General features: G+C 72.5%; 14 protein-coding genes, 4 pseudogenes and 1 riboswitch. Of the genes and pseudogenes, 11 read left to right on the plus strand and 7 right to left on the minus strand.

Translation table 11 applies throughout. The features are described from left to right. The first annotated feature begins 8 nt into the window (after positions 1–8). Both IE107_RS02065 and IE107_RS02070 read left to right on the plus strand, forming a co-directional pair. A complete protein-coding gene (locus IE107_RS02065) occupies positions 9–971 on the plus strand; it encodes a helix-turn-helix domain-containing protein (RefSeq protein ID WP_189540315.1) in 963 nt (320 codons plus the stop codon). Positions 972–1,028: 57 nt separating this feature from the next. Continuing rightward, positions 1,029–3,065: a prolyl oligopeptidase family serine peptidase gene (locus tag IE107_RS02070; RefSeq protein ID WP_189540317.1), complete on the plus strand. Its 2,037-nt coding sequence runs from the start codon at positions 1,029–1,031 to the stop codon at positions 3,063–3,065. 264 nt (positions 3,066–3,329) lie between these two features. Here IE107_RS02070 and IE107_RS36335 read toward each other — a convergent pair. Beyond that, a pseudogene (locus IE107_RS36335) lies at positions 3,330–3,721 on the minus strand (hypothetical protein); the annotation flags it as partial. Positions 3,722–3,844: 123 nt separating this feature from the next. Continuing rightward, positions 3,845–3,913 (minus strand): annotated as a pseudogene (locus IE107_RS02080) (carbonic anhydrase); the annotation flags it as partial. Positions 3,914–3,915: 2 nt separating this feature from the next. Here IE107_RS02080 and IE107_RS36040 point away from each other — a divergent pair. The 6 genes and pseudogenes from IE107_RS36040 to IE107_RS02110 form a co-directional block, all read left to right on the plus strand. Beyond that, positions 3,916–4,265: pseudogene (locus tag IE107_RS36040) on the plus strand (LysR substrate-binding domain-containing protein); the annotation flags it as partial. A 30-nt stretch (positions 4,266–4,295) separates the two neighbouring features. After that, complete coding sequence (locus tag IE107_RS35890) at positions 4,296–4,943, plus strand: GntR family transcriptional regulator (RefSeq protein WP_308434202.1); 648 nt, start codon at positions 4,296–4,298, stop codon at positions 4,941–4,943. Between the two features lie 113 nt (positions 4,944–5,056). Next, positions 5,057–5,560, plus strand: coding sequence for a hypothetical protein (locus IE107_RS02095; RefSeq protein WP_189540319.1), 504 nt, complete (start codon positions 5,057–5,059; stop codon positions 5,558–5,560). Between the two features lie 64 nt (positions 5,561–5,624). Continuing rightward, positions 5,625–5,752, plus strand: a riboswitch (cobalamin riboswitch). 103 nt (positions 5,753–5,855) lie between these two features. Next, positions 5,856–6,968, plus strand: coding sequence for a FecCD family ABC transporter permease (locus tag IE107_RS02100; protein ID WP_189540321.1), 1,113 nt, complete (start codon positions 5,856–5,858; stop codon positions 6,966–6,968). Next, positions 6,968–7,753, plus strand: a complete 786-nt coding sequence (locus IE107_RS02105; RefSeq protein ID WP_189540323.1) for an ABC transporter ATP-binding protein — start codon at positions 6,968–6,970, stop codon at positions 7,751–7,753. The genes IE107_RS02100 and IE107_RS02105 overlap by 1 nt, the downstream gene beginning before the upstream one ends. A 15-nt stretch (positions 7,754–7,768) precedes the next feature. Next, a complete protein-coding gene (locus IE107_RS02110; RefSeq protein WP_189540324.1) occupies positions 7,769–8,791 on the plus strand; it encodes an ABC transporter substrate-binding protein in 1,023 nt (340 codons plus the stop codon). 27 nt (positions 8,792–8,818) lie between these two features. Here IE107_RS02110 and IE107_RS02115 read toward each other — a convergent pair. Continuing rightward, a pseudogene (locus IE107_RS02115) lies at positions 8,819–8,929 on the minus strand (tRNA (adenosine(37)-N6)-threonylcarbamoyltransferase complex transferase subunit TsaD); the annotation flags it as partial. A 238-nt stretch (positions 8,930–9,167) separates the two neighbouring features. Between IE107_RS02115 and cbiE the strand changes: the two are divergent. Then, entirely contained in the window at positions 9,168–10,466 is a 1,299-nt protein-coding gene (gene cbiE / locus IE107_RS02120) for a precorrin-6y C5,15-methyltransferase (decarboxylating) subunit CbiE (protein WP_229866640.1), read from the plus strand. After that, positions 10,463–11,212, plus strand: a complete 750-nt coding sequence (cobM, locus tag IE107_RS02125) for a precorrin-4 C(11)-methyltransferase (protein ID WP_189540326.1) — start codon at positions 10,463–10,465, stop codon at positions 11,210–11,212. The genes cbiE and cobM overlap by 4 nt, the downstream gene beginning before the upstream one ends. A gap of 29 nt (positions 11,213–11,241) precedes the next feature. Here cobM and IE107_RS02130 read toward each other — a convergent pair whose 3' ends face one another. Further along, complete coding sequence (locus IE107_RS02130) at positions 11,242–12,357, minus strand: cobalt-precorrin-5B (C(1))-methyltransferase (RefSeq protein ID WP_189540328.1); 1,116 nt, start codon at positions 12,355–12,357, stop codon at positions 11,242–11,244. 11 nt (positions 12,358–12,368) lie between these two features. Here IE107_RS02130 and IE107_RS02135 point away from each other — a divergent pair, with 11 nt between their 5' ends. Further along, a complete protein-coding gene (locus IE107_RS02135) occupies positions 12,369–13,157 on the plus strand; it encodes a cobalt-precorrin-6A reductase (RefSeq protein WP_189540330.1) in 789 nt (262 codons plus the stop codon). On the opposite strand, the gene IE107_RS02140 is transcribed toward IE107_RS02135, so the two are convergent. The 3 genes from IE107_RS02140 to cobG all read right to left on the minus strand — a co-directional run bounded on the left by IE107_RS02140 (position 13,142) and on the right by cobG (position 16,660). Beyond that, a complete protein-coding gene (locus tag IE107_RS02140; protein WP_189540331.1) occupies positions 13,142–14,647 on the minus strand; it encodes a precorrin-2 C(20)-methyltransferase in 1,506 nt (501 codons plus the stop codon). The two genes, IE107_RS02135 and IE107_RS02140, sit on opposite strands and share 16 nt — an antisense overlap. A 2-nt stretch (positions 14,648–14,649) precedes the next feature. Next, on the minus strand, positions 14,650–15,279 hold the full coding sequence (locus IE107_RS02145; protein ID WP_189540332.1) for a precorrin-8X methylmutase: 630 nt from the start codon (positions 15,277–15,279) through the stop codon (positions 14,650–14,652). Positions 15,280–15,340: 61 nt separating this feature from the next. Next, a complete protein-coding gene (gene cobG / locus IE107_RS02150) occupies positions 15,341–16,660 on the minus strand; it encodes a precorrin-3B synthase (protein WP_189540588.1) in 1,320 nt (439 codons plus the stop codon). Positions 16,661–16,735: the final 75 nt, after the last annotated feature.

A 16,735-nucleotide genomic window follows, 5' to 3' on the forward strand; every position in this document is an offset into this window, starting at 1 on the left:
ATCCGTCCATGGATCCCGAAACACCGCAACTCACGGCGGCAGGCATCGACCCGTTCGACGAGAGCGTCTACCGCGCCGTCCTGACCCGGCGGACGGCGGCACCCGCCGAACTCACCGCGGATCTCGGCTGTTCGGCCGAGCGCATCGCCCGCGCGCTGGACCGGCTCCGCGACCACGGGCTGGTCGGCCGGCTCGCCGGCACCCGCCGCCGGTACGCCGCGATCGAGCCGGGGGCCGCCGTGGAGGCCCTGGTGCGGGCCAGGAGCAACGAGCTGGAGAGGGTGCGTTCGGCGGCCGGCGAGCTGTCCCGGCTGTTCGCCGCCGCGCGCACCGGCGCGACCGACGAGGACGAGGTGGAGATCACCACAGGCAGCGAGGCGCTCGGCCGCTGGTTCGTCCGCCTCCAACAGGAGGCCCACGAGGACGTGATGACCCTGGACCGGCCGCCGTACGCCCTGACCACCTCCAACCCGGTGGAGGCGACGGCGCTCGGCCGAGGCGTGCGCTACCGCGCGGTCTACGCCCCCGAGGCTCTGGAGTGGCCGGGAGTCCTTGACGACATCCGCGAACTGGTCCGGCACGGCGAACAGGCCCGCGTCCTGCCCGGACTCGGCATCAAACTCGCCATCGCCGACCGCAGGCTCGCCCTGATGCCGCTCTCCCTCGATCTCGACGACGTCCGCGCCGCGGTGATCCGGCCGTCCACCCTGCTCGACGCCCTCACCGACTACTGGCAGCTGTGCTGGAATCAGGCCCTGCCGCTCGACGCCCCCGCCGAGGACCCCGTCGGCGAGGAGGACCGACTCGTACTCACCCTCCTGGTCAGCGGCCTCAAGGACGAGGCGATAGCCCGCCAGCTCGGCTGGTCCGTCCGCACCATGCGCCGCCGCATCAGCCGCCTGCACGAGCTCCTCGGCGCGGCCAACCGCTTCCAGGCCGGTGTGATCGCGGCCCGCCGCGGCTGGCTGTGACCCGGCGCCGGGCGGCACGCGGGGATATGGTTCCGGCGCGCGCCTCATGCCTGCACAATGCGGTCTGTGATTGATGAAGATCCGTACCTGTGGCTGGAAGACGTCGAGGGCGAGGCCGCGCTCGCATGGGTGGCCGAACGGAACGCCGAGACGGAGGCGGCACTGGCCGCCGACGCCGGGTTCGCACCCCTGAAGGAACGCCTGCGGGAGGTGCTGGACGCCTCGGACCGCATCCCCTACCCCGTGCGCAGCGGGGCGTTCCTCTACAACTTCTGGAAGGACGCCGAGCACGTACGCGGGGTGTGGCGGCGTACGACGCCGGAGCAGTACCGCAAGGACGACCCCGAGTGGGACGTTCTTCTCGACGTGGACGCGCTCGCCGCGGCGGAGGGCGAGAAGTGGGTGTGGGCGGGTGCGCGGTTGCGCCGCCCGGACCACGAGCGGGCACTGGTGTGCCTGTCCCGCGACGGCGGTGACGCCGTCGTGGTCCGCGAGTACGACCTCGTCGCCCGGACCTTCGTCGAAGGCGGGTTCCAGGTGGGGGAGGCGAAGACGGAGATCGGATGGATCGACGCCGACACCGTCTTCATCGGCACGGACTTCGGGCCCGGCTCACTGACCGAATCCGGCTATCCGCGTACGGTCCGCAAGTGGCGGCGCGGCACGCCGCTGGAAGAGGCCGCCCAGGTCTTCGAGGCCGGGACGGGAGATGTGGCGGCCTGGAGCCGGCACGACACCACACCCGGTTTCGAGCGGGACTTCGTAGGCCGGTGGCTGGACTTCTTCCGCAGCGAGAGGTTCCTGCTGACCCCGGACGCCGGGCTCGTCAGGATCGACGTTCCCGACGACGCCGTTGCCTACGCCCATCGCCGGCACCTGATCGTCAACCCGAAGTCCGACTGGCTCGGACAGCCGGCGGGCTCCTTGCTGGCGTTCGACTTCGACGCCTTCCTGGCGGGCGACCGCACCGCGGAGGTGCTGTTCACGCCGGACGGGCGGACGGCTCTGGCCAGGCACTCCTGGACCCGCCACCATCTGGTCCTGGAAACGATGTGCGATGTCAGCACCCGCATCGAGGTCCTCACCCCCGGTGCCGGTGGCGGGTGGGAACGCGGTCCGCTCGCGGACGTCCCGGTGCTCTCCGCCGTCACGGTCGTGGGCACGGACCCGGACGTCTCCGACGAGTACTTCCTGGACGTGTCGGGGTTCTTGCAGCCGTCCACTCTCCACCACGGGCGGATCGGCGCCGACTCGGAGATCCTCAAGCAGGCCCCGGCCCGCTTCGGAACGGCAGGCCTGGAGGTCGAGCAGTTCTTCGCGACCTCCCCGGACGGCACGCAGGTGCCGTACTTCGTGATCGGCCCCGCCCATTCCCCCGGCGGCCCCGCCCTGCTGTACGGCTACGGCGGCTTCGAGGTCTCCCTGACCCCCTCCTACGACGCGGTGACGGGCCGGGCGTGGCTGGAGCGCGGAGGCAGGTACGTGATCGCGAACATCCGTGGCGGCGGCGAGTACGGACCGGACTGGCACCGGGCCGCGCTCGGCGCGGACCGGCCGCGGGCCTACGAGGACTTCGCGGCCGTCGCCACGGACCTCGTCGCGCGCGGCATCACCACCCCGGCCATGCTGGGCGCCACGGGAGCGAGCAACGGCGGGCTGCTCATGGGCGCGATGCTCACCCGCTACCCGCACCTGTTCGGCGCGATCGTCGTACAGGTGCCGCTGCTGGACATGCTCCGCTTCCACAAGCTCCTCGCAGGCGCGTCCTGGACCGCCGAATTCGGCAACCCGGACACCGAGGCCGATCGTCCGCACCTCCGTGAGCTCTCCCCGTACCACCGGCTCACCGCGGACCGGGCCTACCCGCCCGTTCTGCTGACGACCTCCACCCGTGACGACCGGGTCCACCCCGGCCATGCCCGCAAGGCGGCCGCACGGCTGCGCGAACTCGGTCACCCGGTGCTCTTCCACGAGAACACCGGCGGCGGCCACGCGGGCGCCAGCAACAACGAACAGTCCGCCCACAACGAGGCCCTGGTGCACACCTTCTTGTGGCGACACCTCACCCGGGCCGCGCCGCCGGCCACGGACTGACCGGGCCGGGCCCGCCCTCCGGCCGGCCGGCCGGACCGTGTGACTCGTTCAGGTCAGGACGACCGGGTTGCCGAGTGCCGCCATGCGCCCATCGGGACGGCGTACCTCGACCCGGACGAACGCGGACTCCGCCGTGCCGGTGCGCCACTGCACGGTGCCCGATCCCGATGCGGGCAGCGACGCGTGGTGTGCCCTTCCCCGCTCGGTGTGAAAGCTGACGGTCCCCGAGGGCACACCACGTACGTCCGCCCGCACCCCGACCGGTGCGCCACCTGCCTCCAGCCGTTCACCGATCCCGACGCTCCGGCCACCGGCCGAGACCGTGAACGACAGCTGGACGGCGGCGGATTCGGCGATCCAGCTCCGGCCGGCCCGGATTCCGGCGAGGACGGCGTCGACGCTCAGTTCCTCGGCCAGGACGACGGTGTGCGGGATGCCGATCCGGCCCTCCAGATGCGTGTCGCTGTTACCGAGAATCCGTGTGCCTCGGCGGTGTTGTGTTCGGTGGTCGCCAGGAAATCCAGTCCCGCCGCACGTGCACCGGCCGTGAGCTGTTCCGGCGTCAGCCTGCCGTCCGAGTGCACCGAATGCACATGGCAGTCCCCCCGGTACCAACCGCGACCCCGCCCCGCCACACGTGTGGGCGGAAATTCCGGCCCCGACATCCGTTACCCCCGCCACCTCGATGCGTGCTCGCCACCCCCAGCCTTCCATGCCGCCGGGTCCCGGCATCAAGTCGGCCGGCCTCAACTCCACCGTCAAGGGTCTGGAGCTACGCACGCCGGGACGAGATTGCCCGCCGTACGGACGACGAACAGCTCGCCCGGGTCGCTCTGCGTGATCAGTTCGTGTCCAGTTGCTCGACCGAAGCGGTCGCGGTGTCCGTCTCACCGACGCGGGCGCGGCCTATGTGTACTACGTGCGGCGCGCACCGCGGGAACTGGCGTCCGCCGACCGCGCCGTCCTCGATGTCGCGGACCTCTCCCCCGGGGGCACCTGCGGCTAGCGGTGACGCCGACCTTCACCGCGTACCTCATCGGCCCGCTCGTGGAGGCGCTGCGCACCCGTCATCCCGGCATCACGCTGGACCTGCGGGAGATGATGCAGGACCGCATCGAGACGGGTCTGCTGGCCGACGATCTGGACCTCGGGACCGCCTTCGAGGGATCCCATCCGCCCGGGATCACCGCGACCGCGCTACGGGCGGCAAGCGATGAGAGAATTGAGGACATGACAGGGTCTGGGGACTTCGAGCCCGAGTCGGAACGGGTAACGCGCCGGCTGCGTGACGAAATCATCGACGGTGCGCGTGAGCCGGGCAGCAAGCTCGTCGAGCGCGAGCTCGCCGCGGAGCTCGGTGTGAGCAGGCTGCCCGTCCGAGAGGCTCTGAAGGCGCTGGTCACCGAGGGGCTGGTCACTCCCAGGCCGCGGACCTGGGCCGTCGTACGGGAGTTCACACCGGCGGACGTCGAGGATCTCGACGAGGTCCGCGTGGCCCTGGAGACGCTGACCTTCCGGCTCGCCGCCCAACGGCGCACCCGTGCGGGGCTGGAGAAGCTCCGCGGGGATCTCGAAGCGGAGGTGAAGGCGGCGGAGAAGGGCGATGCCGTACGGGCCCACCGGGCCGCCGCCGACTTCCACGAGACGGTCACCGCGCTGGCCGACAACGAGCTGCTGAACGAGCTCCAGGCCGCCCTTCGCAGCAGGATGCGCTGGCTGCTCGGGCAGCACGACGATTTGACGGGTGTCGCGAAGGAGCACGAGGGCCTGTACAAGGCGATCGCGGATCGTGATGTGGCCCGGGTCGAAAAGCTGGCCGGCGAACACCTGGTGACAGGTCGCAACGCGGCTGCGGCGCGACGCAGGCACCAGGGCTGAGCAGCGGTACGGCCCGGCCGACGGCTCAGCGCCGGACGGGCCCTGGGCCTCGGCGCCCCTCAATCACCGGCGGGTCGCCCACCGGGCCGCCGCTGGGGGTGGTGGTCGGTGTCGTGGGCGGCTCTGCCGTGCCGGCCGTCGTGGCGGAGCGGCGGGCGCTCAATCGGACCGAGTTCCAGGACTTCGCCGTGGTCACGGATCCGGCTGTGCGGGCTGTCTTCCGCAGAGCGGCGTGGGCGCTCGCCGTCGCGGTGCTCCTGTGGGTGGGCGCGTGCGTGTTGTGCGGATTCTCCCTGGTGGGCTCCGCCAGAGTCGGGTCGGGGGCCTTCGGGGTGACGGCGACCGTGTTCACGGCCGTCATCGGGGTCACGGCGAGCACCGGCGTGGCGTTGCGTCGGCTGTTGGGCGGTGTGCCGTCCGGGGCGCGTTGGGGCTCGGGGTCCGCGGGCCTGCTGAGCATGATGGGCATCAGCTATGTCGGTGCGATGGCCGAGGCCGGAGGCGGCGGAGCACAGCAGATCGCGGGGGCCGGTTCCGCGGGGGGCGCGGGGCTGCTCATGCTCGTGCTGGACCGGGCGCACCGTACGGCCCGCAGGGCGCGTGAGGCAGGTGCGTAGACGTCGCGGACGGCAGTCCACACCCGCGATGCGGGGCGGCTCTCCCTCCTGCGGTGCGTCACGCCATGCGCGCTAAGCTGCCAGTGCCCCGCGGGGGAAGTCCGGTCGAAATCCGGCGCTGACCCGCAACGGTGGGCGGAGCACTACACGTGGCTCCGCAAGCCCGATCACCCGCGGCGGTGAAGGCTCCTGTCAATTCGCCGTGGACTGCGAGTGGTGCTGCACAGGGCGCTCCGCGTCCGGGCTGCTGCTTTGATCACGTAGGTGCACGGCCCGAGGCGAAAGCGATCCGCCCGTGGCCACACCCCTCGTCCGTAGACCCGCCGTGCCGTCGCGCACGGCCCGTGCCGCAGCCGGGCCCGCGCCGCCGCGCCGCCGCGTGTCGCTGCCGCTGCTCCTGGCCGCCCTGTGCGCCGTGCTCCTCGCCTCCCTCGTCTGCGGGGCGGGGATCGGGGCGTCGGGGCTCTCCTGGGGCGAAGTGCTGCGCTGTCTGTGGGCCGGGCTGACCGGCGGCCGGATAGCCCCCGACCAGGTCCCGGCGTACACCATCGTCTGGGAACTGCGCTTTCCGCGCGCCGTACTGGCCGCGGTCGTCGGGGCCGGTCTGTCGGCCGTCGGCATCGCCGTGCAGGCCATGGTCCGCAACGCGCTCGCCGACCCCTTCGTCCTGGGCATCTCATCGGGCGCGGCCGTCGGTGCCAACGCCGTGCTCATCTTCGGTGTCTTCGGGTCGCTGGGCATCTGGGCGCTGTCCACCGCGTCGTTCCTCTCCGCGCTCCTCGCCATGGTGCTGGTGTACGCGATCGCGCGCACGCCCCGTGGCCTGACCCCGCTGCGGCTCGTCCTGACGGGCACCGCGATGTACTACGGCTTCTCGGCCGTCACCACATTCATGGTGTTCGCGGCCGAGCGCGGTGAAGCAGCCCGCTCCGCGATGATGTGGATGCTCGGCAGCCTCGGCGGAGCCAACTGGGCCTCGGTGCCGATCGCCGCCGCGGCCGTGCTCGGCGGTCTCGTCCATCTCGCCTGGTCGGCTCGTCGGCTGAACGCCCTGGCCATGGGCGACGAGACCGCGGCCGCGCTGGGAGTGGACGCGGGACGGCTGCGCAAGGAGCTGTTCCTGGTCTCCGCGGCCGTCACCGGAGCGGTGGTCGCGGTGAGCGGTGCGATCGGCTTCGTCGGACTGATGGTGCCGCACGGCGTGCGGATGCTGGTCGGCGCGGACCACCGCCGACTGCTGGCCGTCGCACCACTGGCGGGCGCTGTCCTCCTTGTCTGGGTGGACATCCTCTCCCGTGTGGTGCTCGCGCCCGCCGAACTGCCGGTGGGCGTGCTGACGGCGGTCATCGGCGTACCGTGCTTCGTCCTGCTGATGCGCCGCCGCTCGTACACCTTCGGAGGCGCGTGATGCGGATCGACATCGATGCCCTGACGGTCGAGATCGCCGGTGCGCGGCTGGTGGACGAGGCCACGCTGGGGGCGGGGGAGGGACAGCTCGTCGGCCTGGTCGGGCCCAACGGCAGCGGGAAGTCCACCCTGTTGCGCTGCGTCTACCGGGCCCTGCGCCCCTCGGGCGGCACCGTACGGCTCGGCGGCGAGGATCTGTACGCCATGAGCGCGCGCGAAAGCGCCCGCCGGCTGGCCGCGCTTCCCCAGGAGGCGGCCACCGGATTCGACTTCACCGTGGCCGAGGTCGTGGCAATGGGGAGGCTGCCGCACCAGGCGGCGATGGGCCGGACCACCGACGAGGACCGGCAGGCGTGCGAGACCGCACTGGCGGGCGTCGGCGCCGGTCACCTCGCCGACCGCGGCTTCCTCACGCTCTCCGGCGGCGAGAAGCAGCGGGTGCTGATCGCCCGTGCGCTGGCTCAGCGGCCACGGCTGCTGGTGCTCGACGAGCCGACCAACCACCTCGACATCGCACAGCAGTTGGAGGTACTGGCGCTGGTGCGCGACAGCGGGCTGACCGTCCTCACCGCGCTGCACGACCTCAACCTCGCCGCCCTCCACTGCGACCTGCTCCATGTCATCGACGGCGGCCGGATCGTCGCGTCCGGCGCTCCGCACGACGTGCTCACCGCCGAGCTGCTGGCCGAGGTCTTCGGCGTACGGGCACACCGCGTCCCGCATCCGGAGACCGGCGCCGTACAGCTGCTCTTCGACCGCCTTCGCCCCGCACCGTCCGATTCCTGAGGAGTCACCGCTGTCATGCCGAACCCTGTACGACCTGCCGCCTTCGTCCTCGCCGCCGCTCTGGTACTCACCGGCTGCGGGGCCGAGATGCCCTCCGGCCGAGGAGAGGAGCGCGGCGCCCGGGCCGGTGCCGGCCACTATCCGGTGACCATCGAGAACTGCGGCGAGAAGAAGACCTTCGACAAGGCCCCGCAGCGCGTGGTCACCAACGACGTCGGCATCACCGAGATCATGTTCGCGCTCGGACTCGAGGACCACATGGCGGGATACGTGATGCCCGAGGACAAGGGCGACCTCACGGCCGTGCCCTGGCGGGACGGCTACCGGAAGACCAAGTGGCTCTCCAGGAAGAGCATCAACAAGGAACTGGTCCTCGACGCCCGCGCCGATCTGGTCTTCGCCGGATGGAACTACGGATTCAACGAGGGCGACGGCTTCACCCCCGCCGAGCTGGAGAGAGTGGGCATCGGCTCGTATCTGCTGAGCGAGTCCTGCCGCAACGGCCAGGGCAAGGCGCGCGGGGTGATGGCCCCGCTCGACGCGCTCTACACCGATCTGCGGAACCTGGGGAAGATATTCGACGTGGAGGACCGCGCGGAGGCCCTCGTCGCGAAATTCCGCAAGCAGGTGGCCGAAGCACAGGCGAAGGTACCGAAGGGCGAAGCCCGTCCGCGGGTCTTCCTCTACGACGACGGGCGGGACAAGCCGCTGACCGCCGGCGCCTTCGCCGGGCCGCACGACATCATCACCAAGGCCGGTGGTGATCACGTCATGAAGGACCTCAAGGACAGCTGGGTGACGGTGGGCTGGGAGACCGTCGTCGACCGCGACCCCGAGGTGATCGTGATCAACGACTACGGCGACACCGGCGCGGCGCAGAAGGAGAAGTTCCTGAAGTCCTATCCGCCGCTCGCGAACGTCTCGGCCATCAGGAACGACCGGATCTTCGTCCTCGACTACGCGGACCTGGTGGAGAGTCCGCGCAATCCGGCGGCCATCGCTTCACTCGCCGCATATCTGGGGAACGTCGATCGCTGACCCGTTGCCGCGCGCCGGTGCCGGGGTTCACGCCACCCCGGCACCGGCGCGGGCGACCGGATGCAGCGCGGCGTACTCCAGCGGTGCCGACGGATCGGTGGACACCTCCAGCGGTGCCGGCCGTGCACCCCCGCGGACCCGGTCTCGTCGCACGACGACTCGATCCGCCGGCCGTGCACCCGCGCGGACCCCGGTCTCGTCGCACGACGACTCGATCCCGAGCACCACAGCAGACCCCACACCACACTCCTGCGCTTGACTTTCAATTGCCACTGATATGCAAGAAGACTACGGGGACGGCCACCTGGCCATGGCCCGATCATGGCCGGACAGTAGAGTTCGGCTGCGTCATCCACTGAACACCGAGGTACCGGCCGTGACTCTCGCTCCACCCGAACACCCCGTCCCACCTGCGGTGACCGTCGTGGGAATCGGCGCCGACGGATGGGCGGGACTGACCGACGCGGCGCGTGCGGAGCTCGCCGGCGCACAGGTCCTCATCGGCGGTGCGCGGCAATTGACCCTGCTCCCACCGTCCTGCCGGGGACAACGGGTGCCGTGGCCCTCGCCGTTGCGGCCCGCCGTCCCCGGCCTGCTCGCCGCGCACGCCGGGCGCAGGATCGCCGTACTCGCCAGCGGCGACCCGATGTTCTACGGCATCGGCCGGGCCCTCACCGAAGTGCTCGGCGCCGGTGTGCCGAGGATCCTGCCCCACCCGTCGTCCGTGTCCTACGCCTGTGCCCGGATCGGCTGGCCGCTGGAGGACACCGAGGTCGTCACCCTGGTCGGCCGCCCCGCCGCCCGGCTGGCTGCCGCGCTGCACGACGGCCGACGGGTACTGGTCCTCAGCGCGGACGCCGGCACCCCGGCCGCGGTGGCCGCGCTGCTGCGCGATCAGGGCTTCGGCCCGAGCCGGCTGCGCGTGCTCGAACAGCTCGGCGGAGCGGACGAGGCATGCGTGGAGGGCACCGCGGACCACTGGCCGCACCCACCGGGCGACCCACTGAACGTCATCGCGGTGGACTGCCGGCGCACCCCCGGAGCACTGCGCCTCGGAGCCGTCCCCGGCCTGCCCGACGAGGCGTACGACCACGACGGGCAGCTCACCAAGCGGCACATCCGGGCCGCGACCCTCGGGGTGCTCGCGCCCGCGCCCGGCGAACTCCTGTGGGACATCGGGGGAGGCTCGGGATCCATCGCGATCGAATGGATGCGCAGCCACCCCTCCTGCCGCGCGATCACCGTGGAACGCGACCCGGCACGGGCCGGACGCATCGAGCGCAACGCCGGCCGTCTCGGCGTGCCCGCCCTGCGCGTGGTCACCGGCCGGGCTCCCGGAAGCCTGGCCGAACTGCCCACGCCCGACGCCGTGTTCATCGGCGGCGGGCTGACCGCGCCAGGCCTGCTCGACACCTGCTGGGACGCCCTGCCGCCCGGCGGACGCCTGGTCGCCAACACGGTCACGCTGGAGTCCGAGGCGCTGCTCGCCGGGGCACACCGCAGCCACGGCGGCGAACTGGTCCGCCTCGCGGTCGCGCATGCCGTGCCGGTCGGCGGCTTCACCGGCTGGCGGCAGGCCATGCCCGTCACCCAGTGGTCCGTACGCAAACCCTCAGCCAGTACCGATGCGGAACGCTCGACCGAGCCCGCGCAAGACCCAGGAGACAACAGATGACCGTGTACTTCATCGGCGCGGGCCCGGGGGCCGCCGACCTGATCACCGTGCGCGGCGCCCGCACGCTCGCCTCCTGCCGGGTGTGCCTGTACGCGGGCAGCCTGGTGCCCCGGGAACTGCTCGCCGAATGCCCCCCGGACGCCCGCCTGGTGGACACCGCGCAGCTCGACATCGACCAGATCACCGCCGAGCTGACGGCCGCGCACCGGGCCGGTCACGACGTGGCCCGGCTGCACTCGGGCGACCCCTCGGTGTTCAGCGCGGTCAACGAGCAGATGCGCCGGCTCGACGAGGCCCAGGTGCCCTACGAAGTGGTGCCCGGCGTACCCGCGTTCGCGGCCGCCGCGGCGGCGCTCAAGCGGGAACTGACCGTGCCGACCGTAGGCCAGACCGTCATCCTCACCCGGGTCGCCCACCGCGCGACCGCGATGCCGGAGGGCGAGGACCTGGCCACGCTGGGCCGCAGCGGCGCACTGATCGTGCTGCACCTCGCCGCCAGGTACGCGGACCGCGTCGTCGAGGAACTGCTGCCGCACTACGGGGCCGACTGCCCGGCCGCCGTCGTCGCGCTGGCCTCGCGCCCGGACGAAATCGTCCTGCGCGGAACCCTCGCCACCATCGCCGGGCAGGTGAAGGAGGCGGGCGTGATCCGTACCGCCGTCATCATGGTCGGCCGGACCCTGGGCGCCGAGCAGTTCCGCGACAGCCACCTCTACTCGCCCGGCCGCGAACGCCACGTCTGCTGACCACGCCACCGCACCGGCCGGGCGGCCGGTCAGCGCACGCCGCTGCGCCCGACGACCGCGCCCGCCCGGTCGATGCAGATGACGTCCACGACGACCGGCGCACCCCGCAGCACCGACAGCGCCTGGTCCCGCGCGGCCACCGCCACCAGGTCCCCGAGCGGTACACCCCGTGCGAGACACAGCCGGAGTGCCGCGAGCCCCGTGTTCGCGACCGCCACCTCGGCCGCCAGTGCCTCGTCCGCACCGCCTCGCCGGGCCAGCCCGGCCAGGAAGGGCTTGTCGACCTGGGACCTCGCGGAGTGCAGATCGAGGTGTCCGGCGGCGAGCTTCGACAGCTTCGCGAACCCGCCGCAGACTGTCAGCCGGTCCACCGGGTGGCGGCGCACGTACTTCAGCACCGCACCCGCGAAGTCCCCCATGTCGAGCAGCGCCAGCTCCGGCAGCCCGTACTCGGTCACCACGGTCTTCTCCGAGGTGGAACCCGTGCACCCTGCCACATGGGTGTGCCCGGCGGCACGGGCCACGTCCACACCGCGGCGGATCGAGTCGATCCACGCCGAGCAGGAGTAGGGCACCACGACACCCGTCGTGCCGAGGATCGACAGACCGCCCAGGATGCCCAGGCGCGGGTTCCAGGTGGACCGGGCGATCTCCTCGCCGTCGTCCACCGAAACGGTCACCTCGACATCCCCCGAACCCCGGTGCTCCGCGGCGACCCGCTCGATGTGCTCGCGAAGCATCTGGCGCGGCACCGGATTGATCGCCGGCTCCCCGACATCGAGCGGCAGCCCGGGAAGGGTGACCGTGCCCACGCCGGGACCGGCCCGGAACACCACACCCGAGTCCGGCGGCAGCCGCCGCACGGTCACCCGGACCAGAGCGCCGTGCGTCACATCCGGGTCGTCGCCCGCGTCCTTGACCACCCCGGCCGTCGCCCGCCCCTCGGCCAGCTCCTCCACCGCGAGCGCGAAGGCGGGCGTCTGCCCCTTGGGTAGGGTGATCGTCACCGGGTCGGGGAAGTCGCCCGTCAGCAGGGCCGTGTACGCGGCGGTGGCCGCCGCGGTCGCACAGGCGCCGGTGGTCCAGCCGGGCCGCAAACCGGTGTGTTTCAGCTGGGCGCTGCGCCCGCCCTCAGTCTCACCCATGGATGGATCCGATGCATGTACTCGTACTCGGCGGCACGACGGAGGCCCGCTGCCTCGCCGAGTTGCTGGTGGAAGTGCTCCCGGCCGGTGTCGGGCTGACGAGTTCGCTCGCCGGACGCGTGTCGGGCCCGAGGCTTCCGCCGGGCGAGGTCCGCATCGGCGGCTTCGGGGGAGCCGACGGGCTCGCCGACTGGCTGCGCACGCACCAGGTGGACGCGCTCATCGACGCCACCCATCCTTTCGCCGGGACGATCAGTTTCAACGCGGCCGCTGCCGCCGCTGCCGCCCATGTTCCCCTGCTGGCCGTGCGCCGGCCCGGGTGGGTGCCCGGCGAGGGCGACGACTGGCATGCGGCCGGCTCCCTCGCCGAGGCGGCGGCGGCCCTGCCCGCGCTGGGGCGGCGTGTGTTCCTCACGACGGGGCGGATGGGTCTGGCCGCCTTCGCCGGCCTGGACGAGCTGTGGTTCCTGATGCGTTCGGTGGACGCCCCCCAAGCGCCCTGCCCCGCCAGGATGGAGGTCCTGCTCGACCGGGGCCCGTTCACCCTGGACGGAGAGCGCGAGCTGATCCGCCGTCATCGCATCGACGTCGTCGTCACGAAGGACAGCGGAGGCGCCGCCACAGCCCCCAAACTCACCGCGGCCCGCGAGGCGGGGATCCCGGTGGTGGTGGTGCGACGGCCGCCCGTGCCCGAGGGCATCCCGGTCGTCGAAGGCCCGGAACCCGCCGTGGACTGGCTCCGTGAACACATTCTCCACCGTACGCAGCCGACAGCCGGCCCGGCTCAGACCTCCGGATAGCGGCGGGGCGTCCAGACGATCTGCTGCCCGCCACCGCGCCGCACCCAGCGGGTCTGCGAGGACCCGACGAGCAGGATCGTGCGCATGTCGACCTCGGCGGGGTCGAGATCGCCCAGCCGTACGGTCCGCACGTGCTCGGCGGGCCCGCCAACATCGCGGCCGAGGACCACGGGGGTGTCCGGTGAGCGGTGTTCGAGCAGCAGGGCGCGGGCCTTGCCGACCTGCCAGGTCCGGCTGCGTGAACCGGGGTTGTACAGCGCGAGCACAAGATCCGCCGTCGCCGCCGCGCGCAGCCGCTCCGCGATCACCTCCCACGGCTTGAGCCGGTCGGAGAGCGATATCGTCGCGTAGTCGTGGCCCAGCGGCGCACCCGCGCGGGCGGCGGCGGCGTTGGCGGCCGTCACGCCCGGCAGCACCCGCACCGGCACCTGCGCGTACGCGTCCTGCGAGGCCACCTCCAGGACGGCCGTCGCCATGGCGAAGACCCCGGGGTCGCCGCCGGACACCACGGCCACCCGCCGGCCGCGCCGGGCCAGATCGAGGGCGAACTCGGCCCGCTCCGACTCGACCTTGTTGTCCGAGCCGTGGCGCACCTGCCCCGGCCGGACCGGCACCCGGTCCAGATAGGTGGTGTAACCGACCAGGTCGTCGGCGGCGGCCAGCGCCCCGCGCGTCTCGGGAGTCAGCCACAGCGGCCCGGCCGGTCCGGTGCCGACCACGGTCACCTCGCCGCCCTCCGGGGCGCGTTCGGGACGCGGCGCTCCGATCCTGCTGGGCAGGACCGCGACCGCGAAGTACGGCACCGAGCCGGGGTCGACCTCGGCCAGCTCGCCCACGCGTTCCCCGGCCATCGTGGCGCGCTCGACGTAGCGCGCCTCGGGCAGCCGCCCGGACGTCTCGAAGGCGCGGCGAACGGCGGGGAACGTACGTCCCAGCTTCATGACCACGGCGGCGTCGGTGGCGGCGAGACGGGCGGTCAGCTCCTCCTCCGGCAGCGTGCCGGGCAGGATGGTCAGCACCTCCTCGCCCTCGACTAGCGGGGTCCCGAGGCGCGCGGCGGCCGCGCTGACCGAGGTGACGCCGGGGATCACTTCGGTCGGGTAGCGGTCGGCGAGCCGCTTGTGCATGTGCATGTACGAGCCGTAGAAGAGAGGATCGCCCTCGGCCAGCACCGCGACCGTGCGACCGGCGTCCAGGTGCGCCGCGAGACGGGCCGCCGCCTCGGCGTAGAACTCCTCCATCGCCCCTCGGTAGCCGCCCGGGTGGTCCGTGGTCTCCGTCGTGACGGGGTAGACCAGCTGCTCCTCGACATGGTCGGCACGGATGTGTTTCGCCGCGATGGACCGGGCGATGGACCGTCCGTGCCGGGCGCTGTGATACGCGACGACATCGGCCTCGGCGATGATCTCCACCGCGCGTACGGTCATCAGAGCCGGATCGCCGGGGCCGAGCCCGACCCCGTACAACCGGCCCGTCTGCTGCTCGCTCACGTCTACTGCTCCTCCTCGCTGGCGATCGCGTTGAGGGCGGCGGCCGCGATGGCGCTGCCGCCGCGACGGCCCCGGACGATCAGATGGTCCAGCCCGGAGGGGTGCGCGGCCAGGGCGTCCTTGGACTCGGCGGCACCGATGAAGCCGACCGGCACGCCGATGACCGCGGCGGGGCGCGGCGCGCCCTCCTCGATCATCTCCAGCAGCCGGAACAGCGCGGTCGGTGCGTTCCCGACGGCGACGACCGCGCCCTCCAGCCGGTCGCGCCACAGCTCCAGGGCGGCGGCGCTACGGGTGGTGCCCAACTCCTTCGCGAGTCCGGGCACCGCCGGGTCGGACAGGGTGCAGACCACCTCGTTGTCCGCCGGCAGCCGCTTGCGGGTGACACCGCTGGCGACCATGGCCACATCGCACAGGATGGGCGCGCCGGCCCGCAGAGCGGCGCGGGCGCGCGCGACCACGTCCGGGGTGAAAGCGAGATCACGGACGAGGTCGACCATCCCGCAGGCGTGGATCATGCGGACCGCGACCTGGCTTACATCCGCGGGCAGGCCTGCGAGATCCGCCTCCGCGCGGATCGTGGCGAAGGACTGGCGATAGATCGCCGGCCCGTCCTTCTCGTACTGGTGCACAGTGCTTTCGCTCTCTTCCTCGGGCGTGCAACGTCGGGTACAGGGGAGTGGGTGTACGGGGTCAGCCGCGCGTGCGGCGGGCAGCGGCCACCGCGGCGGCAAGACCGCCAGGGCTCCCGGGGACGTTCACGGGGGCGCCCCGATCCTCGCCCCGTACCAGGGAGATCCGGTGCCCGTCCGGGGTGGCGACGACATCGACCCAATCGCCATGGGGGTGGCCGCAGCGGCGTTCGCATCCGGACCAGTACACCGGCAGCGGACCCACGGCCCCCACCGCGGCCGCCGCCTGGGCCCGCACATCGGCCAGCGACTTCGCACAGCCGGGCCGGCCGATACAGGCACCCACCCCGGTCCAGGGGGAGTCGGGTCCGATGATGAGGCCGGCGGCCCCCAGTTCGTCCAGCAGCCCCGCCGCCCGCTGCCGCTCCACCCCCGGTACGACGACCCCGCGCCACGGCGTCAGCCGCAATTCACCGCTTCCCCGGTGCCGGGCCGTCTCCGTCAGGGACCGCCACTGCGCCGGGCCGACGCGTCCCAGGGGAATGCCGACGGACAGCGCTGCCCCGTCCTGCGGGCCGGTCACGAGGCCGAGTGCGGGTCCGTCGGAGCTGCGGGGACAGGCGCGGTCCTCGGTCGGGACGGTGCCGGGACCCGCCTCCCGCAACCGTCGTACGACCTCGTCGAAGAGGGATCCGGCGCCGCCGGGCAGATCCGGTACACGCCAGGCGCCGGTGCCCGGCGCCCGGTCCAGGAAGGTCCCGGCCGCCAGGAGGGCGGCGCGCGGCGCCTGTGCGCCCGGTATCCGCAGTGTGGTCCGGGCCGTGCCGATGCGCAGCAGCGCCGTTCCGTCGTCCTGCGCCAGCAGCGTCACATCGCCGCCCAGCGCGTCCACGTCGCCACGGCCGTCGTCGAGTACGAACAGGAACCTGCCCGACAGGTCCGCCGTCCTCTCGCCCGCGCACAGCAGCGCGTCCAGCTCGGACAGCCAGGGGCCGACGTCCCGCGCGCCCCGGCCGTCGAGCCCCGAGAGCGGCGACGCCACGATGTTGCGTATCCGTTCGTGGCGCGCGGAGGGCAACAGCCCCGCCTCGCCCAGCCGGTCGGCCAGTTCGGCTCCGCAGTCCGGACCCAGCCCGCGCAACTGGACGTTGCCGCGCGAGGTGAGATGCAACTCACCATCGCCCAGACTCTCCGCCAGCGCCCCCAGGGCGTCCGCCTGCACCGCCGTCAGCAGACCGCCGGGAACCCGGACCCGGGCCAGCGCACCGTCGTCCGCCCGGTGCAGCCGCAGCGTGCCGGGGCAGGCGTCACCGCGGTCCCGGGCAGACGCGTCTCCCGGTGGTGAAGGCGAAGTGGCAGGTCGGGGCATGGCGGCGAGCATACCGACCATCCGACCGGATCCGTATGTCCTCCATGAGTTGACCGGCCCTTACTATGCCTAGTGACGGGCCATCCG

Origin of the sequence: Streptomyces gelaticus (assembly GCF_014649535.1) — a bacterium.
In the GTDB taxonomy this organism is placed as follows: domain Bacteria; phylum Actinomycetota; class Actinomycetes; order Streptomycetales; family Streptomycetaceae; genus Streptomyces; species Streptomyces gelaticus.